Here is a 24519-nt window from a genome sequence, read left to right on the forward strand (position 1 = left end):
GCCGCGGGTCGTGTCACCGGATAGGCGACGCGACACCGGGACGCGGGACGGACGTCGGAACGCTCAAGCTCACAGGTGCACGTTGCCGACCGTTTCCTCGATCGTCTGCTTGATCTCGGGCGTGATGCGCTTCGCGAGTTCGGCGGCCTTGAGGTTCTCGTGCAATTGCTCGATACGCGACGAACCCGTGATGACCGTGCTGACGTTCGGGTTCTTGAGCACCCACGCGAGCGCGAGCGTGCCGACGTTCGTGCCGAGTTCCTTCGCGATGTCCTCGAGCTTGCCGACGATCGCGTTCTTCGCGGGGTCGAGCACTTGCTGCTGGAGCCAGTCGTAGCCCTTGAGCCCCGCGCGGCTGCCGGCCGGAATGCCGTTGCGGTACTTGCCCGTCAGCAAGCCCGACGCGAGCGGGCTCCAGGTCGTCAGACCCAGGCCGTAGTCTTCATAGAGACGCGCATATTCGGTCTCGACGCGCTTGCGGTGGAACAGGTTGTACTGCGGCTGTTCCATGACGGGCTTGTGCAGATGATGACGCTCGGCGATCTCGTAGGCCGCGCGGATCTCGTCGGCGCTCCACTCCGAAGTCCCCCAGTACAGCGCCTTGCCGCGCGTGACCATGTCGCTCATCGCCCATACCGTTTCCTCGATCGGCGTGTTCGGATCGGGGCGATGGCAGAACGCGAGGTCGACGTAGTCGAGATCGAGTCGCTTGAGCGAACCGTCGATCGCGTCGAGCAGATACTTGCGGTTCAGCGTGTGATACCGGTTCGGGCGATTGTCGAGGCCCCAGAAAAACTTCGTCGAGACCACATAGTTGGCGCGCGGATACGCGAGTTCCTTGAGCGCGCGGCCCATGATCGATTCCGACTCGCCGGCCGCATAGGCCTCGGCGTTATCGAAAAAGTTGATGCCGGCATCGTAGGCGGCGGCCAGCGATTCGCGCGCGGCGCGCTGATCCACCTGCGAGCCGTACGTCACCCACGAACCGACCGACAGTTCGCTGACTTGAAGGCCCGAGCGGCCGAGACGGCGGTATTCCATTGACGTCATCCTTCTAATGGGGGGAAGTAAATCAAGGTCGAGTCGCGCGCCGCAGACTCCATGCGGGCGCGCAACCGCGAGCACTGTAAACGGGATCGCGCCGGCCGCGGGCCGACCCTGCCGACAGTATGGGTTTAGGTCGAAACGACCGGCGCGGCGCGTGGACGGATTCGACGGCCGTCGATTGACCGCCCTGATCGGCGAATGTCACGCTGCGGGAGCACAATAACGCGCGGCTCCGTTCGCTTTCGTGACAACGGACCGCTCGTACGAGGGGGTGCCGCAGGCCTGCCGATCCTCGCAGGGCTGGGCTTGCGCATCTATCCGGCAGGCGCGCGCGTTGCGACGCAGGGCGTCGGGCGCGTCGGTGTGCGCTGCCGCAATCGATTTTCCATGCCATTCATCGAACAAGGAGATTCATCCATGTCGCAACTCGACGGAAAGACTGCAGTGGTAACGGGCGCTGCCAGCGGTATCGGCAAGGAAATCGCGTTTGTGCTCGCCAAGGCGGGCGCAGCGGTCGCGATTGCCGATCTGAACCTCGACGGCGCCAATGCGGTCGCGAACGAGATCAAGGCGGGCGGCGGCAAGGCGATCGGCATCGCGATGAACGTGACCGACGAAGACGCGGTCAACGCGGGCATCGATCAGGTCGCCGCCGAGTTCGGCTCGGTCGACATCCTGATCTCGAACGCCGGCATCCAGATCGTCAATCCGATCGAGAACTACGCGTACTCGGACTGGAAGAAGATGCTCGCGATCCATCTCGACGGCGCATTCCTGACGACGAAGGCCGCGCTCAAGCACATGTACAAGGACGATCGCGGCGGCATCGTGATCTATATGGGCTCGGCGCACTCGCACGAGGCGTCGCCGCTGAAGTCGGCGTACGTGACCGCGAAGCACGGTTTGCTCGGTCTGTCGCGCACGCTCGCGAAGGAAGGCGCGAAGCACAATGTGCGTTCGCATGTGATCTGCCCGGGCTTCGTGCGCACGCCGCTCGTCGACAAGCAGATCCCCGAGCAGGCGAAGGAGCTCGGCATCACCGAAGACGAAGTGATCAGCAAGGTCATGCTGGGCAACACCGTTGACGGCGTGTTCACGACGGTCGAGGATGTCGCGCAGACCGTGCTGTTCCTGACGACGTTCCCGAGCGCCGCGCTGACGGGCCAGTCGTTCCTCGTGAGCCACGGCTGGTATATGCAGTAAGTCGACGAGGGCAGTCAGTCGACGAGGCGCGGCCGCACGGGCGGCCGCGTCCGAGGCCGATCGGCAGGCGGGCGTATCGGCGGCGCGTCGGTGCTGCGCGTCCATGCGCGGCCGCCCATCGGGTCGATGTGCACGCGCCGCGTGGCGCGCTGCCATGCGCTGCAATGCGCGGCCCGCAATGTGCTGAGACGTGGCGTGTTTACGGATCGTGGAGGCCGGATATGGCGGAATCGACGGATGACAAGGCACAGGGCAACGGCGCATCACCCGACGGCGCGCCCCGCCATTCACACGCGCGGCGTCGCATCGCATTGCCGCCGTACGAAACCGTCGCGCTCGTCCTGCAGGGCGGCGGCGCGCTCGGCGCGTATCAGGCCGGTGTGTTTCAGGGGCTCGACGAAGCGGGCATCGCGCCCGACTGGATCGCGGGCATCTCGATCGGCGCGCTCAACACGGCCTTGATCGCGGGCAATCCGCCCGAGCATCGTCTCGAACGTCTCGTCGAATTCTGGGAATTGGTCTGTACGCCGGCCTATGGCCTGTCGGTGCCGTCGGGGCTCGAAGAGGCGCTGTTCCATGCGAGCGACTTCGTGCGCAAGGGCTTTACGACGTGGCAGGCCGTGCAGACCGTGCTCGAAGGCCAGAAGGGCTTCTTCGTGCCGCGCATGCCGCCGCCGTCTCCGTTGTCCAAGCACGACCCCGCGACCGCGAGCTGGTACGACACCCGGCCGCTCAAGGCGACGCTCGAACGCTTGTGCGACTTCGACCGGATCAACGACGGCGACATCCGCGTATCGGTCGGCGCGGTCAATGTGCGGACCGGCAACTTCGTGTACTTCGACAATCGGAAGGAGCGCTTGCGCGCCGAGCATTTCATGGCGTCGGGTGCGCTGCCGCCCGGCTTTGCGGCCGTCGAGATCGACGGCGAGTACTACTGGGACGGCGGATTGATGTCGAACACGCCGCTGACGCGCGTGCTGCAGACGACGCCGCGCCGCGACACGCTCGCGTTCCAGGTCGATCTATGGAGCGCGCTCGGCCCCGTGCCCGACAATCTGACCGATGTCGGCGGCCGGCAAAAGGACATCCAGTATTCGAGCCGCACGCGTCTCGTCACCGATATGTTGCAGCGATCGCAACGGTTCCGTCATGTCCTCCATCAAGTGCTCGATCGCGTGCCGCCCGACGTGCGCGCGAACGATCACTGGTGCCGCGTGGCCGAGGAACTCGCGTGCGGCAAACGCTACAACGTCGTGCACGTGATTTACCAGGCCAAGGAATACGACGGGCACTTCAAGGACTTCCAGTTCGGACACTCGACGATGCGCGCGCACTGGGACACCGGACTCGCGGACATGCGCGCGACGCTCGATCATCCGGACTGGCTCGACTTGCCCGACAACGAAGCGGGCTTCATCACGCACGATATTCACCGCGATCACCGGTGAAGCACGCGAGGGTCCGTCTCGCGTTCCGCAATGCAAACGCCCCGCGAGCCGTGAAACGCACCCGCTCGCCGCTCGAAGACCGAGCGGTGGATGTGCATCTCAAGGCGCCGTGGGGCGCTGGGTCAGGGCGTGGCCCTGTGACTGCGGCGGCGCGTGGGCCGTGTCGCGATGCCGGCACGGCTCCGCGCCGGACTGCTTCGACTTACTTGAGCACCTGGGTGATCGCGTTCGCGACCGCGTCGATGTTCTTCGTGTTGAGCGCCGCGACGCAGATCCGGCCCGTGCCGACTGCGTAGATGCCGAACTCGGTGCGCAGGCGATCGACCTGTTCGGTGCTCAGGCCCGTGTACGAGAACATGCCGCGTTGCTGGGCGACGAAGCCGAAGTCGCGCGAGGCGCCCGCGGCCTTGAGCTTGTCGACGAGCGACGTGCGCATCGTGCGGATCCGGTCGCGCATTTCGCCGAGTTCGTTTTCCCACGTCTGACGCAGTTCGGGGCTGCTGAGCACCGCGGCGACGATCGAGCCGCCGTGCGTCGGCGGATTCGAGTAGTTCGTGCGGATCACGCGCTTGAGCTGCGAGAGCACGCGTGCCGATTCGTCCTTGCTCGACGTCACGATCGAAAGCGCGCCGACGCGCTCGCCGTACAGCGAGAACGACTTCGAGAACGAGCTCGACACGAAGAAGTCGAGGTCGGCCTTCGCGAACTGACGCACGGCCGTCGCGTCGGCGTCGATGCCGTCGGCGAAGCCCTGATACGCGATATCGAGGAAGGGCACGAGCTGACGCGCCTTGACGACTTCGATGACCTTCGCCCATTGATCGGGCGTCAGATCGGCGCCGGTCGGGTTGTGGCAGCAGCCGTGCAGCACGACGACCGTGCCCGCCGCGTACGATTCGAGCGCGGCGATCATGCCCGCGAAGTTCACGCCATACGTCGACGGGTCATAGTACGGATAGCTGAGCACTTCGAAACCGGCCGATTCGAACAGCGCGCGGTGGTTTTCCCAGCTCGGATCGCTGATCGCGACCTTCGCGTTCGGGTTCAGGCGCTTGAGGAAGTCCGCGCCGATCTTGAGCGCGCCCGTGCCGCCGAGGGCTTGCGCCGTCAGCACGCGACCGGCCGCGATGAGCGGCGAATCGGCGCCGAGCAGCAGGGTCTGAACGGCCGAGTCGTAGGCAGCGATTCCGTCGATCGGCAGATAGCCGCGCGGCAGCGCGGCATCGACGCGGGCTTTCTCGGCGTCGCGAACCGCCCGCAGCAGCGGAATTTTGCCTTCGTCATTCGTGTAGACGCCAACGCCAAGATTGACTTTGGTCGTACGGGAATCGGCGTTGAAGGCTTCGTTGAGGCCCAGAATCGGGTCGCGCGGGGCGAGTTCGACGGCGGAAAACAAGGTCATGTGCCTGCTCGGATCAGATAGAGGTGAAAAAGGCGAATCACGGTCGCGGGGTGGGGCGCGGGAGCCCGACCTGATTGCGCGAACGGGCTAGAATGTCGAATTCGGCCCGCCACGGGCCAGCCCATTCCAGGCGCAACCGCGCCTATTTTATCGAAGATGACCGACACGTGGGAAAGTGATACCGCTCTCGACGAATCGAAGTTCGCGACGTTCGATGATTCGCCGTATCAGCTCTACCAGCCGTTTCCGCCCGCGGGCGACCAGCCGGGCGCGATCGGCACGCTCGTCGAGGGGATCGAGGACGGGCTGTCGTTCCAGACCCTGCTCGGCGTCACGGGGTCGGGCAAGACCTTCACGATGGCCAATGTCATCGCGCGGCTCGGGCGGCCCGCGATCGTGTTCGCGCCGAACAAGACGCTCGCGGCCCAGCTCTACGCGGAGTTCCGGGAATTTTTTCCGCGCAACGCCGTCGAGTACTTCGTTTCGTATTACGACTATTACCAGCCCGAAGCGTATGTGCCGCAGCGCGATCTGTTCATCGAGAAGGATTCGTCGATCAACGAACATATCGAGCAGATGCGGCTTTCGGCGACGAAGAGCCTGCTCGAACGCCGCGATACCGTGATCGTCGCGACGGTCTCGGCGATCTACGGGATCGGCAATCCGAGCGAATATCACCAGATGGTCCTGACCCTGCGCCAGGGCGACCGGATGGGGCAGCGCGACATGATCGCGCGGCTCATCGCGATGCAATACACGCGCAACGAGACCGATTTCCAGCGCGGCACGTTCCGCGTGCGCGGCGACACGATCGATATCTTTCCGGCCGAGCACGCCGAGATGGCGGTGCGTGTCGAGCTGTTCGACGACGAGATCGAGACGCTCCAGCTTTTCGATCCGCTGACGGGCCGCGTGCGCGGCAAGATTCCGCGGTTCACGGTCTATCCGTCGTCGCACTACGTGACGCCGCGCGACACGGTGATGCGCGCGATCGAGACGATCAAGGAAGAACTCCGCGAACGGCTCGAATTCTTCTATCGCGACGGCAAGCTCGTCGAGGCGCAGCGGCTCGAACAGCGCACGCGTTTCGATCTCGAGATGCTTCAGGAACTCGGCTTCTGCAAGGGCATCGAGAACTATTCGCGGCATTTCTCGGGCGCGGCGCCCGGCGAACCCCCGCCGACGCTCGTCGATTACCTGCCGAGCGACGCGCTCATGCTGCTCGACGAATCGCACGTACTGATCGGCCAGTTCAACGGCATGTACAACGGCGACCGCGCGCGCAAGGAGAACCTGGTCGACTACGGTTTCCGGCTGCCGTCCGCGCTCGACAACCGTCCGCTCAAGTTCGGCGAGTTCGAGCGCAAGATGCGTCAGGTCGTCTTTGTCTCGGCGACGCCGGCCGATTACGAGCAACGCACCTCGGGTCAGGTCGCCGAACAGGTCGTGCGGCCGACCGGGCTCGTCGATCCGACGCTCGAAGTCCGGCCCGCGCGCACGCAGGTCGACGACGTGCTGACCGAAATCAACGCGCGCGTGGCGGTCGGCGAGCGCGTGCTCGTGACCGTGCTGACCAAACGCATGGCCGAGCAACTGACCGACTTTCTGTCCGAGCATGCGGTCAAGGTCCGCTATCTGCATAGCGACATCGACACGGTCGAGCGCGTCGAAATCATCCGCGATCTGCGGATCGGCACGTTCGACGTGCTCGTCGGGATCAATCTGCTGCGCGAGGGGCTCGACATTCCCGAGGTGTCGCTCGTCGCGATCCTCGACGCCGACAAGGAAGGCTTTCTGCGCGCCGAGCGCTCGCTGATCCAGACGATCGGCCGCGCGGCCCGTAATGTGAACGGCAAGGCCATTCTCTATGCGGACCGCATCACCGATTCGATGCGTCGCGCGATCGACGAAACCGAGCGGCGCCGCGCGAAGCAGATCGCGCATAACGAGGCGAACGGCATTCAGCCGCGCGGCGTCGTCAAGCGGATCAAGGATCTGATCGACGGCGTTTACGACGCGACCGAGGCGAAGGCCGAGCTCAAGGCGGAACAGGAACGCGCGAAGTACGAGGACATGAGCGAGAAGCAGCTCGCGAAGGAAATCAAACGCCTCGAAAAGCAGATGATGGACTACGCGAAGGACCTCGAGTTCGAGAAGGCGGCCCAGACGCGCGACCAGCTCGCGAAGCTTCGCGAGCGCGTCTTCGGCGCGAACGTCGGCGATTCGTCGATGACCGGCACCCTGTGAGGGGAACACAGTGCGCGGGGCGTGATCGAGGCGCGCGGCGACCTCGCGCGCGCCGGCGGACGCACTGCGATGCGCGCCGCGTCAGCGATGGCTCGCGCGTGACCTTTTTGTGACGGGTGTTTTACTGTGTTTGTCCGCGAACGGTGCTAAACTTCGCGTCATTGAGAATAGTTCGCATTAAGCTTACCGCTAGCATATTCAACTGTAAGGTAGGCGGCGCTGTTCCTCGATCTATGCAATGAGTCGTATCTCTGTCGTGAATCCTGGGAGTCGTGAATGACGGTAAAAATGAAACAGGCCGTGTGGGCCGGTATGGCGATCGCAGGCTTTGCCGCCCTCGCATCGATGAATGCGCAGGCTGCCGAATATCCGATTGGCCAGCATGCGATTCAAGGCGGCATGGAGATCGGCGCGGTCTATCTGCAGCCGATCACGATGGAACCCGAAGGCATGATGCGCAAGGCATCGGACTCGGACGTTCACCTCGAGGCCGATATTCACGCGGTCAAGAACAATCCGACGGGCTTCGCCGAAGGCGATTGGATGCCTTATCTGCAGGTCCATTACGAACTCACGAAGGTCGGTTCGACGCAAACGCTCAAGGGCGACCTGATGCCGATGGTCGCCGACGACGGTCCGCACTATGGCGACAACGTCAAGCTGTTCGGCCCGGGCAAATATCATCTGAAGCTCGTCGTCGAACCGCCGATGCAGATGGGCCATATGGCGTTCGGCCGTCACGTCGACAAGGAAACCGGCGTGGGTCCGTGGTTCAAGCCCATTACGCTCGAATACGACTTCCCGTTCGCGGGCATCGGCAAGAAGGGCGGTTACTGATCTGCCGGGGGCAAGCATGAAAGTCAACAGCAAGATCGCGCTGCTCGCGCTGACCGCCACGTTGTCGGGCCTTGCCCATGCCGAGGATCTGCCGACGTTTCAGCTCGATATGTCGAACGGCAAGGTGTCGCCGACGCGTATCGAGGTGCCGGCCGGCAAGCGGATCAAGATCGCGATCAAGAACTCGGGCACCAGCGCCGTCGAGTTCGAGAGCGTCCAGTTGCGCAAGGAAAAAGTCCTGGCGCCGGGCGGCGAGTCGTTCGTCGTGATCGCGCCGCTCGATCCGGGCGAGTACAAGTTCTTCGACGATTTCAACCAGGCCACCGGTCAGGGCGTCATCGTCGCGAAATAGCGATACCGAGGTCCCGGGAAGGGCTAGGAAGCACTACGAAGGAGGTGGTTGATGGGGCAGATCCTGTTCATTGTCTGGCGTGAGAGTGTCGAAGCGCTGCTTGTGGTCGGCATTCTTTACGCGTGGCTGCGCAACGGCGACGCGACGGCGAGAAAGGGACTGCCTTATCTGTGGGCCGGCGTCGGACTCGGCGTGCTCGCGGCCGTGGCGCTCGGCGCCGCGCTCGTGTGGTTCACCGAGGCGATGTCGGGCGACGCGCAGGATTATTTCCAGATCGCGATGGTGCTTGTCGCGTGTGTGCTCGTCGTGCAGATGGTGCTCTGGATGCGCCAGCACGGCCGCACGCTCAAGCGCGAGATGGAAGCCTCGCTCGAACGCAGCACGCGCGACGCGAACTGGTGGGGCATCACGGTTCTCGTCGCACTCGCGATCGCGCGCGAGGGCAGCGAAACGGTCATCTTTCTCTACGGGATCGGGCTCGGCCAGAACGGCCATGTCGACGGCATGCAGTTGCTGGCGATCGTGCTGGGGCTCGGCCTCGCGTTCCTGAGCTTTTATGTGTTCCAGCTCGGCGGCAAGTACTTCTCGTGGCGCGCGTTCTTCCGCGTGACGGAGATCATGCTGTTTTTCCTCGCGGCGGGTCTTTTCGAACTCGGCGTCGACAAGCTCATCGATAAGGAGTTGTTGCCCGCGGGCAGCACGCTCTGGGATACGAGCGCGATTCTCGACGATTCGCATCCGTTCGGCGGTCTCGTCGCGACGCTGACCGGCTATCGCGCACATCCGTCGGTCACGAACGTCGTCGCGTATCTCGTCTATTGGGCCGTGATCTGGGCGCTCACGCGTTGGGCCCGTTCGGCGCAGCAGGCGCAACAGCACGCCGCATGAGCACGCTGCTCGGGCCGGAGCTCGGTCAATCCCATCGAACCCGGCTGGCCCGGTTCGGCGACTGGATGCAGCGCCATGCGAAAAGCATCCGCGCGATTCAGTGGCTCGTCGTGCTCGTCTACGGCATTTTGATCATCGTGCCCGCCGTGATGCCGTTGCCCGGCGATACCGCCCATATCTGGAACAACCTGACGGTCTTCGCGCAGTTCGTGTTCTGGGGCATCTGGTGGCCGTTCGTGCTGTTGTCGATGGTGCTGCTCGGGCGGATCTGGTGCGGCGTACTGTGTCCCGAGGGGACGCTGTCGGAGTTCGCGAGCAAGTTCGGCCGCGGCGCCGCGATCCCGCGCTGGATGCGCTGGGGCGGCTGGCCGTTCGTCGCGTTCGCGCTGACGACGGTCTATGGGCAAATGGTCAGCGTCTATCAGTACCCGAAGGCCGTGTTGCTCGTGCTCGGCGGTTCGACGGCCGCGGCGATCGTGATCGGCTATCTGTATGGGCGCGAGAAGCGGGTCTGGTGCAAGTATCTGTGCCCGGTCAACGGCGTGTTTTCGCTGCTCGCGCGGCTGGCGCCGTTTCACTACAAGGTCGACGAACTCGCGTGGAAGCGTTCGTACAAGGACGGCGAACACGGCCATCGCGTCATCCCGATCAATTGCGCGCCGCTCGTGCCGCTGCGCAATATGAAGGGCAATGCCGACTGCCATATGTGCGCGCGCTGCAGCGGACATCGCGACGCCATTGCGCTGAGCCTGCGCTCGCCGACGACGGAAGTCGTGCATTTCGGCGAGAAAGAGGCGAATGCCTGGGATACCGCGTTGATCCTCTACGGTCTGCTCGGGATTGCGATCGGGGCGTTTCACTGGACCGCGAGTCCGTGGTTCGTCGAGCTCAAGCAGTTTTTCGCGGGCTGGCTCATCGATCGCAATATCCTCTGGCCGCTCGATACGAGTGCGCCGTGGTTCCTGCTCACACACTATCCGGACCAGAACGACGTGTTTTCGTGGCTCGACGGCGGACTCGTCGTCGGCTACATCCTCGCGACGGGCGCGGTCTACGGGACCGCGCTGCTGGCCTTGCTCGCGCTCGGGAACCGGGCCTTGGGCGCGTGGCGCTTTACGCGCCTCCACCACCTTGCACAGGCGTTGATTCCGCTGGCCGGCACGGGGGTGTTTCTCGGCCTGTCCGCGACGACGCTGACGATTCTCAAGGCCGAGCATCTCGACCTGAGCTGGGCATCCGCGGTGCGCGTGCTGATTCTGGGCATCGCCAACACGTGGAGTGCATGGCTCGCGGTGCGTGTCGTCGGCCGCCACTCGGCGAACTGGATCGCGAAGGGTGCGGCGCTCGCGTGTTTCGCCGCCGCGCTGGCCGTGGTCGACAGCGCGTGGTGGCTCATGTTCTGGCATTGGTAGGGGACGGCGGGCGCGTCGGCATGTACGACATGCTCGTTTCGCGCTTGCTCGCGCTTGCTTGTGTCTATTAATCTCGGGCCGCAAATAACAAAACCCCTCGCTTCAATGACATGAAGCGAGGGGTTCGACATTGCGAGCCCGGCATGGTCGCCGGGCGGGTTCCTAAGTGTCCATGCGGCCGTTCGGCTAGTGCATGGTCAATGTGTCGGGACAAAAAAATGGCGTGGCTTGCTTAGCTGGTGGATCGTCAACGCCCGAAGGGGTCTAGTCTTTTGCGTCAACGGGCCAGGTGGGCTGGCTAGCCGAACACCCTGCGAGAGGGTGGTCCCCACAATACTCGGTACGACGTTACTTCGTCAGAATCAGGCCACCGTTACGGGTCGAGCGCAATTGATAACGCACGCCGTTGTGGTGAATATTGACAGTGGTCTGGCCTTGCAGCAGGGTCGCGCTGCTCAGCGCGCGTTCACCTGTCTGGGCCGGAGCGCCGCCCGCATCCTTGTTCGCGATGGCCGAGCGTAGCTTCAATTTGGGGCGGGACAGCGGGTTGCTCAGGTTCATGTTCTGGCAGCTCCTTGCTTTCGATGAATCAATAGTAATGAGAACGATTCTCGTTAGCAAGTTGACCGTTTAAATGGCCTGCGCGTCTCGATAGCTTTTTACATTTCCATCGGGGAGCAGCGCGCAAGCGGGTCATGTGACCCGCGTGACGGACGGGGTTTGTGTCGCGGCGAGGGGGGCGACCGGGTCGATGCGCGGCGTTCCGGTCGGTTAGTGGAGCCTGCCCGAGAGTTGGCCGGCGTGAGCAAACTGGCGAATCAGGCGCACGGTATCGATATCGGCTTCGCGATACGCGGATTTGACGATTTCCATCGTTTGCCGGTCATCCGATCCGCGCGGTTCGGGCAGCGTCGTCGCGTATTCGAAGCGCAGGAACAACTGGAGTTCGTCGGGGGCTTCGATCGTCATCGTCAGCGTGCCGCCGACATGCGAGTCCGTGGCGGCGATCTCATAGCGCACGCGTTCGCTCGGTGTCAGCGTGACGCGGTCGCGTACCTTCGCGACGCCATAGTTGAGCTCGCGTTCGATCGTGTCGCCGTCACGACGCAAGATCGTGCACTGGTCGAGTCCGGCGACAAATAACTGCGGCTTCTCGACGCGCAGCAGCAAGCCTTGCCAGACCTCCTCGCGCGTCAGCGGATCGAGCAACGGGTTCAGCGGATCGTTGATCTGGATCAGATGTTCGAAATTCAAGGGTACGGCTTCCTTTCTTTGCGGTATTTGACGCGCCGTCTTGACGCGCCGTCTTGACGCGCCGCCGGTGCAATGTCCATCGCACACGATGCGCACGACACATGGCTGATTCGATACGCACGCCCGGTGCGGCACACGCGGCGCATCCGAACCCTGCAACCCGTCAATCTCGGTTTGGCGACAGGCGTCGCGCGTCAGTCGATACTTCGCGGGCGTCCTCAGACGGCGACGTCGGCGGCCGTCGTGCGGATCTCGATCGGCTTACTCAGCACTTTATGGACCGGGCAAGCATTCGCGATCTGAAGCAAGCGCTCGCGTTGTGAGTCGTCGAGCGCGCCGAACACGGCGACTTCGCGATCGATCGTCGATCCGTTGGCGTCCGATGAAAATGCCAGTTTGACCTCGATACGGTGGAGCGGCCAGCCTTTTCGCTCGGCATACATCTTGACGGTAATCGCCGTACAGGTGCCCAGGCTCGAAAGCAGCAATGCAAACGGTGTCGGACCGCGGTCGCCGCCGCCGACCGCCTCGGGCTCGTCGCCGAGCCACGTATGGTGGCCGTCGTCGAGCAGTACACGGTAGTTCGGGCCCTCGAGCGTGGCGCTGACCTGGGTGACTTCCATCGGAAACTCCATCAAAAAATAAAGTGTGCGGCATGCCGGCGACGCCTCGTGGCGTGCCAATCTGCCGACTTGTTGATCCGCTGAGGCGCTAACCTGCCGACCACCGACCACCGACCACCGACCACCGACCACCGACCACCGACCACCGACCACCGACCACCGACCCGGGGACCTGGCGATCCGTGGTGACCCGGCGACGGGTGAGCTGGTGACCCGCCGACCTTACCGAGACCGTCCAGTCTTACGACAGCGCAAGCGCGCGACGACCCGTGGACAGGATGGCCGCGTGCCGCCCAAGCCGTTGCGGAATATCATAACGGCGGTTGCATCTCGATGGCAGGTCACCGGCGAAGCGCATCGTGCGTACGCCGGACACACGGCGCGAACAGTTATGGATTGGCAGACACACGATCTGAACGACTTGATGTATTTCTCGCAGATCGTCGAACACGGCGGATTTTCGGCGGCGGAGCGCGTGCTCGGTATTTCGAAGTCACGACTCTCGCGCCGGCTGTCCGACCTCGAGGCGAAGCTCGGCGTGCGGCTGCTGCAACGCTCGACTCGCCGACTCGCGCTGACCGAGGCCGGGCGCGTGTTCTACGAGCACTGCGCGGCCATGCTCGGCGAAGCGCGCGCGGCGCTCGACACGGTCTCGCAACTGCGCGAAGCGCCGCGCGGTACCGTGCGCGTCAGTTGCCCGGTGACGGTCTCGCATATGCTGCTTTCGCCGATTCTGCCGCGCTTTCTAAGCCAATATCCGGAGGTTCGGATCTCGGTCCGTGTGACGAACCGTGTCGTCGATCTCTACGAGGACGGCATCGACGTGGCCCTGCGCGTGCGCTCCGAACCGCCGCGCAGCGAGAACGTCGTCGTCCGGCCGCTGATGACGACGACGCAGTTGCTCGTCGCGGCGCCGTCCTTGTTAAACCGGGTCGGGCGGCCGAAGGGCCTCGACGATCTCGCGCGATTCGATACGCTCGATGTGCCCGTCGAGGACGGCCGTCATGTATTCCATCTAGTGAGTCCGACGGGCGAGTCGCACGACGTGCCGCATTCGCCGCGTCTCGTGACGGCGGATATCGGCACGATTTTCAACAGCGTCAAGGCCGGGATCGGCATCGCCGTGCTGCCCGAAATGAACTTCGCGACCGCGATGTCCGAAGGGTCGCTCGTGCCGGTGCTGCCCGGATGGTCGTCGCCGCAACCGAATTTCTATGCGGTGTTTCTGTCGCGGCAAGGACTCACGCCCGCGGTGCGCGTGTTCGTCGATTTTCTCGTCGAAGCGTTTCGCGATCCCGATGTGCCCAAATGTCCGCGCAACGCGGACGGCTCGCTCGACGAATCGCGCCTGTCGATCCACGAACGCGCGATCCTCGCTTCTCACACGACGTCGGCCGAGGCGATCCGCGATTCGCTCGGGCAGATCGTCGAATAGGGGCGGGCGCGGCAGGCTGTCGAGTCGCGCGCGGGCCCGTCAGCGCCATCGTCGAATAATCTATTTGCGACGGGTCGCACATTACCGATGGTTCTTTGGCGCGTCGGGTCATCGTGTCTATATTGAAGACGCACTTTTGCACTGGGGGTGCCCGTGCGGAAGACAGAGGCCACTATCCTTAGTGAGCCCGATAGGGCGAACGGCGGTTACCGTGTCGACGACGGCAATCCCGCCATGGAGGGGATCTGCACCCACATGAGGTTGCCTGTCACCTCTAAGCCCGAATGCGCTGCGTGCGCACACACAAAGGCCCCCGCGACGCGGGGGCCTTTACTTTTGGATAGCGGAAAAGGCGTCGAAGCAGCCCTCGGACAGGGCGCTGGGGAGAAGATCGGGATGCAGGCCCGCGCGTCACGCGGACCGAGGACGTTGCGCGGCGTGGCCGCGCGCGTGGGCGATCAGGCCGCTACACGCTCGTAAAACTGGATCGGCGCGCTGGCGACGGCTTCGCCCTTGTGCAGGCAGCCCGTCGCGCACAGGCCGCTTTCCTCCAGCATGCCGCGCACATGACCTTCGCATTTGCCGCAGCAAAGCGAAACGCCCAACTCGAATTGCAGTTCCTCGAACGACTCGGCGCCTTCTCGGATGGCCCCGTGGATATGGCGGTCGGACACCGACTTGCAGACACACACAATCATGCTTCGGAACTCGTTGAGCGTTAATGCGAATTATTATTGTTCAGATCCTTGGTGGCGAGCAAGTGCCGTCTACACGTTTTTTGTAACAGGTCGCGAGCAGGGTTATTCAATGGGGGGCGGGATCCCGATCGGCACGCCGATGCGGCGGCGCCGATTCGAGCAGAACCCGTGAAAGTCTTCAGGATCAACGCGTTAAATCGACGCGCGCACGACGCGGCGCGAGCGATTTATACCGACACCGCGGGGCTGCCGTCGTGGGTATGGCGAGAAGGGATCGAAAGGATCTCGACAGATTGTTCAAGTCCGAGCAGCGTCCGCGCGACATACGCGAGCGGCTCCGGATCGCCCGTCGTACACAGCCGGACCCGGCCTTGCGGACGGTCGGCCGCGTCCGGGGTCGATTCGGCTTGCGTGAGCGGACGGCCGAGCAAGCGCGCGAGCTGCTGCGCGATCGCGGCGCTCGTATCGACGATCGTCAGGCGATCGCCCGTAATGCGCCGGATGGCCGTATCGACAAACGGATAGTGCGTGCAGCCGAGCACGAGCGTGTCGGCGCCTTCGGCGAGCATCGGCGCGAGGTATTGCTCGAGCAGCGCCATCAGGGCGGGAGAATCGGTGTCGCCGCGCTCGATCATCTCGACGAGCCCGAGGCCGGGCTGGCACAGATAGCGGCAGCGCGTCTGATGTTCGTCGAGCAAGCGCCGGAATTTTTCGCTGCGCAATGTCGATGCGGTCGCCAGCACGCCCGCGACCCCCGTTTTGGAGATCGCGGCCGCCGGCTTGAGGCCCGGCTCGACGCCGACGAGCGGGATCGGACTCAAGGTCCGCAGCAGATGGACCGCTTGCGCGGTCGCCGTGTTGCACGCGACGACCATCGCCTTCGCGTGCTGGCCGAGCAGCCATTCGCTGATCGCGAGCGAGCGCTCGATGATGAACGCGTCGTCGCGTCCGCCGTACGGCGCGTTGCCCGAATCGGCGACGTAGACGATGTCCTCGTGCGGCAGCAAGGCCCGGACGGCGCGGAGCACCGAGAGTCCGCCGAGGCCGGAGTCGAAGACCCCGACCGGACCGCGCGAATCGATCATGGCCGTAGCGTCGAACGCGGGAATCAGGACTCGAACGAGGCCATACCCGACTGGTGGTAGTTCTGCAGGCCGACCTTCTCGACGAGGTCGATCTGCGTTTCGAGCCAGTCGATATGCTCTTCCGTGTCCTGCAGGATCGTCACGAAGATTTCGCGCGACACGAAATCACGCACCGACTCGCAGTAGGCGATCGCCTCCTTGCAGGTCCCTTGCGAGATTTGTTCGAGCTTGAGGTCGCACTTGAGAATCTCGACGGTGTCTTCGCCGACGAGCAGCTTGTGCAGATCCTGGAGATTGGGCAGGCCGTCGAGCATGAAAATCCGCTGGATCAGCATGTCCGCGTGCTTCATTTCACCGATCGACTCGTCGTACTCATGCTTGCCGAGCTTGTCGAGTCCCCAATGCTGATACATCCGTGCGTGCAGGAAGTACTGATTGATGGCGGTGAGCTCGTTCTTGAGCTGGGCGTTCAGATATTCGATGACTTTTTTATCGCCTTGCATTTTCTTTAGCTCCTGACTATCGCAATTCCTGGGGGCGTGGACGCAAGCTTAAACATAGCTGTCTTTTAAGGCCACAACGACGTCAAATTGACGATCGTGTGCACGGGCGTTTGTTTTCTGCTTGACCGCCCAAGCGTGTCGTACCGCATCGCCCGTGCCGGCCGATCCGTGAGCAGGCGCGTTCGCTGTCACGTCTGCGCCGCGCGTCGATCGATTCATGCCGCACGGGGGCGGGCATGCCGGACCCGCGCGTACGCGGCGGCGGGGCGGCCGGGTGTGCCGCGGCGGATGACGCGCGCGCTTGCGCGCGCTATCCGAACCGATCGAACCGATCGATCACGCCGTCGCGACGGGGATCTTGCCGATCTTGGCCTGCCATTCCTTCGGGCCGGTCTGATGGACCGACGTGCCGTTCGAATCGACGGCGACCGTCACGGGCATGTCCTGGACGTCGAACTCGTAGATCGCTTCCATGCCGAGGTCCTCGAACGCGAGCACCTTCGCCGAACGGATCGCCTTCGAGACGAGATAGGCCGCGCCGCCGACCGCCATCAGATACGCGGCCTTGTGCTTGCGGATCGCCTCGATCGCGACCGGGCCGCGCTCGGCCTTGCCGATCATCGAGATCAGGCCGGTCTGCGCGAGCATCGTCTCGGTGAATTTATCCATCCGCGTCGCGGTTGTCGGGCCTGCGGGACCGACCGCCTCGTCACGGACCGGATCGACGGGGCCGACGTAATAGATCACCCGGTTCTTGAAGTCGACCGGCAGTGTCTGACCCGCGGCGAGCATGTCGGCGATGCGCTTGTGCGCCGCGTCGCGGCCCGTGAGCATCTTGCCCGACAGCAGCAGCGTCTGGCCCGGCTTCCACGCCGCGACCTGCTCGGGCGTCAGCGTGTTCAGGTCGACGCGCTGGCTTGTTTCGGTGTTCGGCGTCCAGTTGACCTTCGGCCAGGCGTCGAGCGGCGGCGGGTCGAGGCGGGCGACGCCCGAGCCGTCGAGCACGAAGTGCGCGTGACGCGTCGCGGCGCAGTTCGGGATCATCGCGATCGGCTTGCTCGCCGCGTGGGTCGGCGCCGACAGGATCTTGACGTCGAGCACGGTCGCGAGGCCGCCGAGACCCTGTGCGCCGATGCCTAGCGCGTTGACCTTTTCATAGAGTTCGATGCGCAGCTCTTCGGCCCAGTCCTTCGGACCGCGCGCGATGACGTCCTGGATATCGATCGAATCCATCAGCGATTCCTTGGCCATGAGCATCGCCTTCTCGGCCGTGCCGCCGATACCGATGCCGAGCATGCCCGGCGGACACCAGCCCGCGCCCATCAGCGGCACGGTCTTGAGCACCCAGTCGACGATCGAATCGGACGGGTTGAGCATCGCGAACTTCGACTTGTTCTCGGAGCCGCCGCCCTTGGCCGCGACTTGCACCTCGACCGTGTTGCCCGGCACGATCTCGTAATGGATCACGGCCGGCGTGTTGTCCTTCGTATTCTTGCGCGCACCCTCGGGCGGGTTCACGATCGATGCGCGCAGCACGTTGTCCGGATGCGTGTAACCGCGGCGCACGCCCTCGTTGATCATGTCGGTCACGCCCATCGTCGCGCCGTCCCACCGAACGTCCATGCCGATCTTGACGAAGATCGTCACGATGCCGGTGTCCTGGCAGATCGGGCGGCGGCCTTCCGCGCACATCCGGCTGTTGGTCAGGATCTGCGCAATCGCGTCTTTCGCCGCGACGCTCTGTTCGCGCTCGTATGCGCGGCCCAGCGCCTGGATGTAGTCGAGCGGGTGGTAGTAGCTGATGTATTGCAGCGAGTCGGCAATACTCTGGATCAGATCTTCCTGCTTGATGACGGTCATGACGGTTCTGCTTGTGAGGAGGGGCCGCGCGGACCGTTCGTAGCGTCGCGGGGCGTTTTTTATGGGCCGCGACGACGCGCACGCGGTCGAGTGCGCGCGCTTCGCCGTGCCGGCGGAAAACGCGCAATTGTACCGTGCACCCGTCCGGCTGCGCAGTCCCGGTAGCGGTACCGGCGCCGGTGCCGCCCGCTCGCGGGCGTTACGGCGCGGCCGGTCGAGTCTTGCGCGGGCGCAGGCTCGCGATCGCGATGCCGCCGACCACGCAGGCGAGCGCGATGCCGTGGGCGAGCGTCGGCCGCTCGCCGAGCACGACGATGCCGTACGTCGCGGCCGCCACGGGCAGCATCGCCGTGAACACGCCCGCGAGTTGCCCGGGCACGTGCCGAATGCCCTTCATCCAGAGCCAGAACGAGAAGATGCTTGCCGACAGCGCGTACCAGACGATCATGAGCCAGGTCTGCGCGGGCACCGAAGCGAAGTCGAAGCCGATCAGCGAGACGATGCCGAACGGAGCCATGAGCAGGAGCCCGAACGCGTGGGTGTACGCACAGATATCGAGGGGCGACAGCGTTTGCGTCAGCCGGCGCGAAAGGATCACATACGTCGATTCGCAGAACACCGCGCCGAGCACCATCAGATTGCCCGTCAGCGAACTCGCGCCCGACGCGTCGGATTGACCGGACTCGCGCGCGAGCGTGACGACCACGACGCCGACGACGGCGAGCACGATGGCCGAGACGGCGCGCGCGCCCGGGCGTTCGCGCAGGAACACCCACGCGAGCAGCGCGACGACGGCCGGGATCGTGCTCGTGATCACGCCCGCGGCCACCGCGGTCGTGCGCTGCACGCCGCCGAGCATCAGCAGCGTAAAGAGGAACGTGCCGAACAAGGCCTGCAGGAACAGATTGATCCACTCGCCGCGCGAGACGCGGCGCATCTTGGCGAGACGGTATTGCGGCGCCAGCACGACGACGGCGACCACGAAGCGGAGCAGCGCGAACAGCAGGATCGGCACAGTCGCCACGATCGATTTGCCGATGCCGACATTGCTTCCGACGAACAGCATCGACGCGATCAGGAACAGCACATAGCGATTCAAGGCAAGACCCGGTTAAACGATGGGGATAGATCGGCTAGGATTGTAGGCGCGCCGGCGATATCGGGTCCACATATCGGGTCCACTTGCGCGGCGGGCCGGTCCGGGGCGCCGCCGGGCAGGGTAGCGGGGCAAGACTGACGGACGGTGCGTCTCGGCGGACAATGTCGCGTGTACGGCCCGATGAGCGAGCCGCGTCGGCGCGGGAGCGGATCGGTCGCCCTGCGCGGCGGATCGACGCGCCACGGCGGCCCGGCACGGCAGTACGCATGGCAGTAAGCGCCAGGTAAGCGAGCTCGCTTATCGTGGGCGTGCCCTCATCGGGCGTTGGTCCGCCAGGCCGCGCGATGCGCGTCGACCTATCGACGCATCGGCGCGCGGCGGCGCGAACGAACGGCGATGTCGGCCAAGGAGACAATGACGGTCAGCCAAGCGGCCGTCATCGAGATGCGCCGCCGGGCCCCGCGCCCGCGGCGGGCCGTGCCGCCCGAAGGCGCACGACGCTTAATTCAAATAGGGGCAGTGGATGTCTGCGATCGAATCGGTTCTGCAAGAGCACCGCGTTTTCAATCCGCCGGAAGCGCTCGTTGCGAAGGCCGCCATCTCCGGGATGGACGCCTACCTCAAACTGACGGCTGAAGCCGAGCGCGACTACGAAGGCTTCTGGTCGCGTCTCGCGCGCGAACAGCTCGCGTGGCATACGCCGTTCACGAAGGGGCTCGACGAATCCAACGCGCCGTTCTACAAGTGGTTCGAGGACGGCACGCTCAACGTCTCGTACAACTGTCTCGACCGCAACGTCGAAGCGGGGCTCGGCGAGCGCACCGCGATCGTCTTCGAAGCGGACGACGGCACCGTGACGCGCGTCACGTATCAGGACCTGCTCGCGCGCGTCTGCAAGCTCGCGAACGGCCTGCGCAGCCTCGGCGTCAAGAAGGGCGATCGCGTCGTCATCTATATGCCGATGTCGATCGAAGGCATCGTCGCGATGCAGGCCTGCGCGCGGATCGGCGCGACGCACTCGGTCGTGTTCGGCGGCTTCTCGTCGAAGTCGCTCCATGAACGCGTCGTCGACGCGGGCGCGGTCGTCGTGCTGACGGCCGACGAACAGGTGCGCGGCGGCAAGGTTCTGCCGCTCAAGTCGATCGTCGACGAAGCGCTCGCGCTCGAAGGCACCGAGGCCGTGCGCCACGTCGTCGTCTATCGCCGCACGGGCGGCAACGTCGCCTACCAGGCCGGCCGCGACATCGATCTCGCGACGCTCGTCGCGTCGCAATCGACGACCTGCGAGCCCGAGTGGGTCGGCGCCGAACACCCGCTGTTCATCCTCTATACGTCGGGTTCGACGGGCAAGCCCAAGGGCGTCCAGCACAGCACGGGCGGCTATCTGCTCTGGGCCGCGCTGACGATGCGCTGGTCGTTCGACATCAAGCCGACCGACGTGTTCTGGTGCACGGCCGATATCGGCTGGGTCACGGGACACACGTATATCGCGTACGGCCCGACCGCCGTCGGCGCGACGCAGGTCGTCTTCGAAGGCGTGCCGACCTATCCGAACGCGGGCCGCTTCTGGGACATGATCCAGAAGCACAAGGTCACGATCTTCTACACGGCGCCGACCGCGATCCGCTCGCTGATCAAGGCGTCGGATGCCGATCCGAAGGTCGCGCCGAAAAACTACGATCTGTCGTCGCTGCGCATCCTCGGCACGGTCGGCGAGCCGATCAATCCCGAAGCCTGGGTCTGGTATCACACGGAAGTCGGCGGCGGCCGCTGTCCCGTCATCGATACGTTCTGGCAGACCGAGACCGGCGGCCACGTCATCACGCCGCTGCCGGGCGTCACGCCGCTCGTGCCGGGTTCGTGCACCTTGCCGTTGCCGGGCATCGCCGCGGCGATCGTCGACGAGGCGGGCGGCGACGTGGCCAACGGTCAGGGGGGCATTCTCGTGATCAAGCGGCCGTGGCCGTCGATGATCCGGACCATCTGGAACGACCCCGAGCGCTTCAAGAAGAGCTATTTCCCCGAGGAGCTCGGCGGCCGGCTCTATCTCGCGGGCGATGGCGCGGTGCGCGACGCCGAGCGCGGCTACTTCACGATCATGGGCCGCATCGACGACGTGCTCAACGTCGCGGGGCATCGGATGGGCACGATGGAGATCGAATCGGCGCTCGTCGCGAATCCGATCGTCGCCGAGGCCGCCGTGGTCGGCCGGCCCGACGACACGACGGGCGAGGCGATCTGCGCGTTCGTCGTGCTCAAGCAAACGCGTCCTTCGGGCGAAGACGCGACGCGCATCGCGAACGAACTGCGCGCATGGGTCGCGCGCGAGATCGGACCGATCGCGAAGCCGAAGGACATCCGTTTCGGCGAGAACCTGCCGAAGACGCGCTCGGGCAAGATCATGCGCCGCCTGCTGCGCTCGCTGGCCAAGGGCGAGGCGATCACGCAGGACGTCTCGACGCTCGAGAACCCCGCGATCCTCGAGCAGCTCGGCGAGGCGAAATAAAGCGCCGCACGCGCACGCGGCACGTTCGGGACGGTGGGCGCGATGTCTGCGCGAGCCCGCCGTCTCGTGCGTCCAAGGCGCCGCGGCACGTCGACTCCACACGAACGGACATCGCTCATGCCGGCTTTCGATGACGAGGCGCGCAACGCGGCGGACCGCGCAAGCGACATCGAGACCGGCATCGTCGCGGACGTCGCGATCGCCGCCGCGCGCCGCGCGTACTGGCGCTTCAATGTCCGTTTGATCGCCGTGTTGCTCGGCATCGGCACGCTCGTGTCGTTCGGCGTTCCGCTGATCGCCGAACGCATCGAGCCGATCCGGTTCGCCGGATGGCCATTGCCGTTCTATGTCGGCGCGCAAGGCGCGACGATCGCGTATCTCGCACTCGTCGGCACGTATATCGGCGCCATGACGTTCGCGGACCGGCGTCTGCGTACCGCCATCGCCAACGCGCGCGCCGATGGACGGACCCACGTCGGCCCCCACGCACGCATCGACGCCCGCGCGAACGCGCAGACGCCGCCGCGTTGATCGTGCGGCGTCAAGCGAGTCGCAGCGATCGCATCGTGCCGATCGGCCTCGCAGATCGAGACAAGAACAATGAACGAGACGCAACGGCTCCTCCGAAACTATGCGATGTTCGCGCTCGGGTTTCTCGCATTCATCGCGATCCTCGCGCGGATCGAACGCGCGAACGGACCCGGCGTCTGGATCGGATATGTATTCCTGTTCATTACGATTGCCGTCTACGCGCTGATCGGCGTGTTTTCGCGCACGTCGGATCTCGTCGAGTACTACGTCGCGGGCCGGCGCGTGCCGTCGGCGCTCAACGGCATGGCGACCGCGGCCGACTGGCTCTCGGCGGCGTCGTTCATCGGCCTCGCGGGTTCGCTCTACGCAACGGGCTATAGCGCGCTCGCTTATGTGATGGGATGGACCGGCGGCTATTGTCTTGTCGCGCTGCTGCTCGCGCCGTACGTGCGCAAGATGGCGCGCTATACGCTGCCCGATTTTCTCGCGACACGCTATTCGAGCAACGTCGTGCGCGGCATCGCGGTCTTCGCGGCGATCCTCTGCTCGTTCGTCTATCTCGTCGCGCAGATCCAGGGCGTGGGGCTCATCGCGACGCGCTTCATCGGCGTCGACTTCTCGATCGGCATCTTTTGCGGTCTCGCGGGCGTGCTCGTCTGCTCGTTTCTCGGCGGGATGCGCGCGGTGACGTGGACGCAGGTCGCGCAATACATCATTCTGATCACGGCCTTTCTGTTGCCGGTTTCGCTGATCGCGCATCGCGACGGTCTCGGCTATGTGCCGCAGGTGAACTACGGACGGCTCATGCAGCGCATCGACGCGCTCGAGCAACGGCTGCGCGACGACGGCACCGAGCGCGCCGTGCGCGCGTATTACCTGCGCCGCGCGCAGGCCGTCGACGAACGCATTGCCGAACTGCCCGGTTCGTATGTTCGCGAGCGCGATGCGTTGAGTGCGCACATCGCCGAATTACGCCGCGAAAACGGGCCCTTGCGCGAGATCGACGCCTTGCGTGCGGCGCTCGCGACGTATCCGCGCGATCCGGCCGATGCCGCGAACCGGTGGAGCGCCGAGCGCGACGAACTGCTGGCGCGCGCCGCGCCGCCCGTGCCGATGAGCACGCCGTTTCCATCGCGCGATGCCACGGAGCAACGCGCGAACAAACTCAATTTCGTCGCGTTGCTGTTGTGTCTGACGATCGGCACGGCGAGCCTGCCGCATATTCTGACGCGCTACAACACGACGACGTCGGTGCCGTCCGCGCGTCGCTCGGTCGGGTGGACGCTGTTCTTCGTCGCGCTGTTCTATCTGACCGTGCCCGTGCTGGCGGTGCTCATCAAGTACGACGTGCTGACTTCGCTCGTCGGACGCCCGTTCAGCGATCTGCCGCAATGGGTCGTGCAATGGAGCCGTATCGAGCCGTCGTTGCTGACCGTGCACGACGTGCTCGGCGACGGCATCGTGCATTGGGGCGAATTGTCGATGCAGCCCGACATGATCGTGCTCGCCGCGCCTGAAATCGCGGGCTTGCCGTATGTCTATTCGGGACTCATCGCGGCGGGCGCGCTGGCCGCCGCGTTGTCGACGGCCGATGGTTTGCTGCTCACGGTGTCCAACGCGTTATCGCACGACGTCTACTACTACATGGTCGATCCGAACGCGAGCAGCCAGAAGCGTGTCGCGACGTCGAAGTTCGTGTTGCTCGGCGTCGCGTTGCTCGCGGCCTATACGGCCTCGCTCAATATCGGGAACATCCTGTTCCTCGTCGGCGCGGCGTTCTCGCTCGCGGCATCGAGCCTGTTCCCGGCGCTCGTGCTCGGGATCTTCTGGCGGCGCATGACACGCAAGGGCGCGATCCTCGGCATGCTCGCGGGACTCGGCGTCTGCGTCTACTACATCGTCTCGACGTATCCGTTCCTGACGCGCGTGACCGGCTTCGCGGGTCCGCGCTGGTTCGGCATCGAGCCGATCGCATCGGGCGCGTTCGGTATCCCGGCGGGCTTCATGGTGTCGATTGTCACGAGCCTGCTCGATCGCCGCCCCGATCCGAAAACGCTCGCGCTGGTCGATCACTTGCGGCAGCCGTGAG

Annotated in this window: 21 protein-coding genes; 11 read left to right on the plus strand and 10 right to left on the minus strand. The window is 64.7% G+C overall.

What is annotated here, in order from left to right:
- Nucleotides 1-69 precede the first annotated feature (69 nt).
- Nucleotides 70-1041, minus strand: a complete 972-nt coding sequence (locus D7S86_RS06215) for a potassium channel beta subunit family protein (protein ID WP_121084631.1) — start codon at nucleotides 1039-1041, stop codon at nucleotides 70-72.
- A gap of 423 nt (nucleotides 1042-1464) precedes the next feature.
- Between D7S86_RS06215 and D7S86_RS06220 the strand changes: the two genes are divergently transcribed.
- Nucleotides 1465-2250, plus strand: coding sequence for a 3-hydroxybutyrate dehydrogenase (locus D7S86_RS06220; protein WP_121085241.1), 786 nt, complete (start codon nucleotides 1465-1467; stop codon nucleotides 2248-2250).
- Between the two features lie 221 nt (nucleotides 2251-2471).
- On the plus strand, nucleotides 2472-3698 hold the full coding sequence (locus tag D7S86_RS06225; protein ID WP_121084633.1) for a patatin-like phospholipase family protein: 1227 nt from the start codon (nucleotides 2472-2474) through the stop codon (nucleotides 3696-3698).
- Between the two features lie 202 nt (nucleotides 3699-3900).
- On the opposite strand, the gene D7S86_RS06230 is transcribed toward D7S86_RS06225, so the two are convergent.
- Nucleotides 3901-5100, minus strand: a complete 1200-nt coding sequence (locus tag D7S86_RS06230) for an amino acid aminotransferase (protein ID WP_121084635.1) — start codon at nucleotides 5098-5100, stop codon at nucleotides 3901-3903.
- 156 nt (nucleotides 5101-5256) lie between these two features.
- On the opposite strand from D7S86_RS06230, the gene uvrB reads away from it, so the two are divergent.
- From uvrB to D7S86_RS06255, 5 genes are all read left to right on the plus strand, one after another.
- A complete protein-coding gene (gene uvrB, locus D7S86_RS06235; RefSeq protein ID WP_121084637.1) occupies nucleotides 5257-7347 on the plus strand; it encodes an excinuclease ABC subunit UvrB in 2091 nt (696 codons plus the stop codon).
- A gap of 288 nt (nucleotides 7348-7635) precedes the next feature.
- On the plus strand, nucleotides 7636-8184 hold the full coding sequence (locus D7S86_RS06240; protein ID WP_121084639.1) for an iron transporter: 549 nt from the start codon (nucleotides 7636-7638) through the stop codon (nucleotides 8182-8184).
- A gap of 16 nt (nucleotides 8185-8200) precedes the next feature.
- On the plus strand, nucleotides 8201-8536 hold the full coding sequence (locus tag D7S86_RS06245; RefSeq protein WP_121084642.1) for a cupredoxin domain-containing protein: 336 nt from the start codon (nucleotides 8201-8203) through the stop codon (nucleotides 8534-8536).
- 51 nt (nucleotides 8537-8587) lie between these two features.
- Nucleotides 8588-9424, plus strand: coding sequence for an FTR1 family iron permease (locus D7S86_RS06250; protein ID WP_121084643.1), 837 nt, complete (start codon nucleotides 8588-8590; stop codon nucleotides 9422-9424).
- Nucleotides 9421-10836: a 4Fe-4S binding protein gene (locus tag D7S86_RS06255; protein ID WP_121084646.1), complete on the plus strand. Its 1416-nt coding sequence runs from the start codon at nucleotides 9421-9423 to the stop codon at nucleotides 10834-10836. Before D7S86_RS06250 ends, D7S86_RS06255 begins: the two co-directional genes overlap by 4 nt.
- 348 nt (nucleotides 10837-11184) lie before the next feature.
- Here the strand turns inward: D7S86_RS06255 and hemP are convergent, their stop codons facing one another.
- The 3 genes from hemP to D7S86_RS06270 form a co-directional block, all read right to left on the minus strand.
- Complete coding sequence (gene hemP / locus D7S86_RS06260) at nucleotides 11185-11397, minus strand: hemin uptake protein HemP (protein WP_121084648.1); 213 nt, start codon at nucleotides 11395-11397, stop codon at nucleotides 11185-11187.
- A 210-nt stretch (nucleotides 11398-11607) separates the two neighbouring features.
- Nucleotides 11608-12090: an SRPBCC family protein gene (locus D7S86_RS06265; protein WP_121085242.1), complete on the minus strand. Its 483-nt coding sequence runs from the start codon at nucleotides 12088-12090 to the stop codon at nucleotides 11608-11610.
- Between the two features lie 218 nt (nucleotides 12091-12308).
- Complete coding sequence (locus tag D7S86_RS06270) at nucleotides 12309-12713, minus strand: OsmC family protein (RefSeq protein WP_121084649.1); 405 nt, start codon at nucleotides 12711-12713, stop codon at nucleotides 12309-12311.
- 391 nt (nucleotides 12714-13104) lie between these two features.
- On the opposite strand from D7S86_RS06270, the gene D7S86_RS06275 reads away from it, so the two are divergent.
- The gene (locus D7S86_RS06275) at nucleotides 13105-14148 is read left to right on the plus strand and encodes a LysR substrate-binding domain-containing protein (protein ID WP_121084651.1); all 1044 of its coding nucleotides are present in this window, start codon (nucleotides 13105-13107) and stop codon (nucleotides 14146-14148) included.
- 458 nt (nucleotides 14149-14606) lie between these two features.
- On the opposite strand, the gene D7S86_RS06285 is transcribed toward D7S86_RS06275, so the two are convergent.
- From D7S86_RS06285 to D7S86_RS06305, 5 genes are all read right to left on the minus strand, one after another.
- On the minus strand, nucleotides 14607-14846 hold the full coding sequence (locus D7S86_RS06285; protein ID WP_121084655.1) for a (2Fe-2S)-binding protein: 240 nt from the start codon (nucleotides 14844-14846) through the stop codon (nucleotides 14607-14609).
- 227 nt (nucleotides 14847-15073) lie between these two features.
- Nucleotides 15074-15931 carry a glutamate racemase gene (gene murI, locus D7S86_RS06290; protein ID WP_121084657.1) on the minus strand — a complete coding sequence of 286 codons (858 nt, stop codon included), beginning with the start codon at nucleotides 15929-15931 and terminating at the stop codon, nucleotides 15074-15076.
- 23 nt (nucleotides 15932-15954) lie between these two features.
- Nucleotides 15955-16434 (minus strand): bacterioferritin, encoded by a 480-nt coding sequence (gene bfr / locus D7S86_RS06295; RefSeq protein ID WP_121084659.1) that lies wholly within the window; start codon nucleotides 16432-16434, stop codon nucleotides 15955-15957.
- A 336-nt stretch (nucleotides 16435-16770) separates the two neighbouring features.
- On the minus strand, nucleotides 16771-18294 hold the full coding sequence (locus tag D7S86_RS06300) for a fumarate hydratase (RefSeq protein WP_121084661.1): 1524 nt from the start codon (nucleotides 18292-18294) through the stop codon (nucleotides 16771-16773).
- Nucleotides 18295-18493: 199 nt separating this feature from the next.
- Nucleotides 18494-19393, minus strand: coding sequence for a DMT family transporter (locus D7S86_RS06305; protein ID WP_121084663.1), 900 nt, complete (start codon nucleotides 19391-19393; stop codon nucleotides 18494-18496).
- A gap of 523 nt (nucleotides 19394-19916) precedes the next feature.
- Here D7S86_RS06305 and acs point away from each other — a divergent pair.
- From acs to D7S86_RS06320, 3 genes are all read left to right on the plus strand, one after another.
- Nucleotides 19917-21899, plus strand: coding sequence for an acetate--CoA ligase (gene acs, locus D7S86_RS06310; RefSeq protein ID WP_121084665.1), 1983 nt, complete (start codon nucleotides 19917-19919; stop codon nucleotides 21897-21899).
- 117 nt (nucleotides 21900-22016) lie between these two features.
- Nucleotides 22017-22430 (plus strand): DUF4212 domain-containing protein, encoded by a 414-nt coding sequence (locus D7S86_RS06315; protein ID WP_121084667.1) that lies wholly within the window; start codon nucleotides 22017-22019, stop codon nucleotides 22428-22430.
- Between the two features lie 69 nt (nucleotides 22431-22499).
- Nucleotides 22500-24518 (plus strand): sodium:solute symporter family protein, encoded by a 2019-nt coding sequence (locus tag D7S86_RS06320; RefSeq protein ID WP_121084669.1) that lies wholly within the window; start codon nucleotides 22500-22502, stop codon nucleotides 24516-24518.
- The last annotated feature ends 1 nt before the right edge of the window (nucleotide 24519 follow it).

It is taken from the genome of Pararobbsia silviterrae (assembly GCF_003628125.1).
GTDB classification, from domain to species: domain Bacteria; phylum Pseudomonadota; class Gammaproteobacteria; order Burkholderiales; family Burkholderiaceae; genus Pararobbsia; species Pararobbsia silviterrae.

What these genes read in the sequence shown, in the direction of transcription:
- D7S86_RS06215 (WP_121084631.1), bottom strand. Translation starts at nt 1,041, where the DNA reads ATGGAATACCGCCGTCTCGGCCGCTCGGGCCTTCAAGTCAGCGAACTG.
- D7S86_RS06220 (WP_121085241.1), top strand. Translation starts at nt 1,465, where the DNA reads ATGTCGCAACTCGACGGAAAGACTGCAGTGGTAACGGGCGCTGCCAGC.
- D7S86_RS06225 (WP_121084633.1), top strand. Translation starts at nt 2,472, where the DNA reads ATGGCGGAATCGACGGATGACAAGGCACAGGGCAACGGCGCATCACCC.
- D7S86_RS06230 (WP_121084635.1), bottom strand. Translation starts at nt 5,100, where the DNA reads ATGACCTTGTTTTCCGCCGTCGAACTCGCCCCGCGCGACCCGATTCTG.
- uvrB (WP_121084637.1), top strand. Translation starts at nt 5,257, where the DNA reads ATGACCGACACGTGGGAAAGTGATACCGCTCTCGACGAATCGAAGTTC.
- D7S86_RS06240 (WP_121084639.1), top strand. Translation starts at nt 7,636, where the DNA reads ATGAAACAGGCCGTGTGGGCCGGTATGGCGATCGCAGGCTTTGCCGCC.
- D7S86_RS06245 (WP_121084642.1), top strand. Translation starts at nt 8,201, where the DNA reads ATGAAAGTCAACAGCAAGATCGCGCTGCTCGCGCTGACCGCCACGTTG.
- D7S86_RS06250 (WP_121084643.1), top strand. Translation starts at nt 8,588, where the DNA reads ATGGGGCAGATCCTGTTCATTGTCTGGCGTGAGAGTGTCGAAGCGCTG.
- D7S86_RS06255 (WP_121084646.1), top strand. Translation starts at nt 9,421, where the DNA reads ATGAGCACGCTGCTCGGGCCGGAGCTCGGTCAATCCCATCGAACCCGG.
- hemP (WP_121084648.1), bottom strand. Translation starts at nt 11,397, where the DNA reads ATGAACCTGAGCAACCCGCTGTCCCGCCCCAAATTGAAGCTACGCTCG.
- D7S86_RS06270 (WP_121084649.1), bottom strand. Translation starts at nt 12,713, where the DNA reads ATGGAAGTCACCCAGGTCAGCGCCACGCTCGAGGGCCCGAACTACCGT.
- D7S86_RS06275 (WP_121084651.1), top strand. Translation starts at nt 13,105, where the DNA reads ATGGATTGGCAGACACACGATCTGAACGACTTGATGTATTTCTCGCAG.
- D7S86_RS06285 (WP_121084655.1), bottom strand. Translation starts at nt 14,846, where the DNA reads ATGATTGTGTGTGTCTGCAAGTCGGTGTCCGACCGCCATATCCACGGG.
- murI (WP_121084657.1), bottom strand. Translation starts at nt 15,931, where the DNA reads ATGATCGATTCGCGCGGTCCGGTCGGGGTCTTCGACTCCGGCCTCGGC.
- bfr (WP_121084659.1), bottom strand. Translation starts at nt 16,434, where the DNA reads ATGCAAGGCGATAAAAAAGTCATCGAATATCTGAACGCCCAGCTCAAG.
- D7S86_RS06300 (WP_121084661.1), bottom strand. Translation starts at nt 18,294, where the DNA reads ATGACCGTCATCAAGCAGGAAGATCTGATCCAGAGTATTGCCGACTCG.
- acs (WP_121084665.1), top strand. Translation starts at nt 19,917, where the DNA reads ATGTCTGCGATCGAATCGGTTCTGCAAGAGCACCGCGTTTTCAATCCG.
- D7S86_RS06315 (WP_121084667.1), top strand. Translation starts at nt 22,017, where the DNA reads ATGCCGGCTTTCGATGACGAGGCGCGCAACGCGGCGGACCGCGCAAGC.
- D7S86_RS06320 (WP_121084669.1), top strand. Translation starts at nt 22,500, where the DNA reads ATGAACGAGACGCAACGGCTCCTCCGAAACTATGCGATGTTCGCGCTC.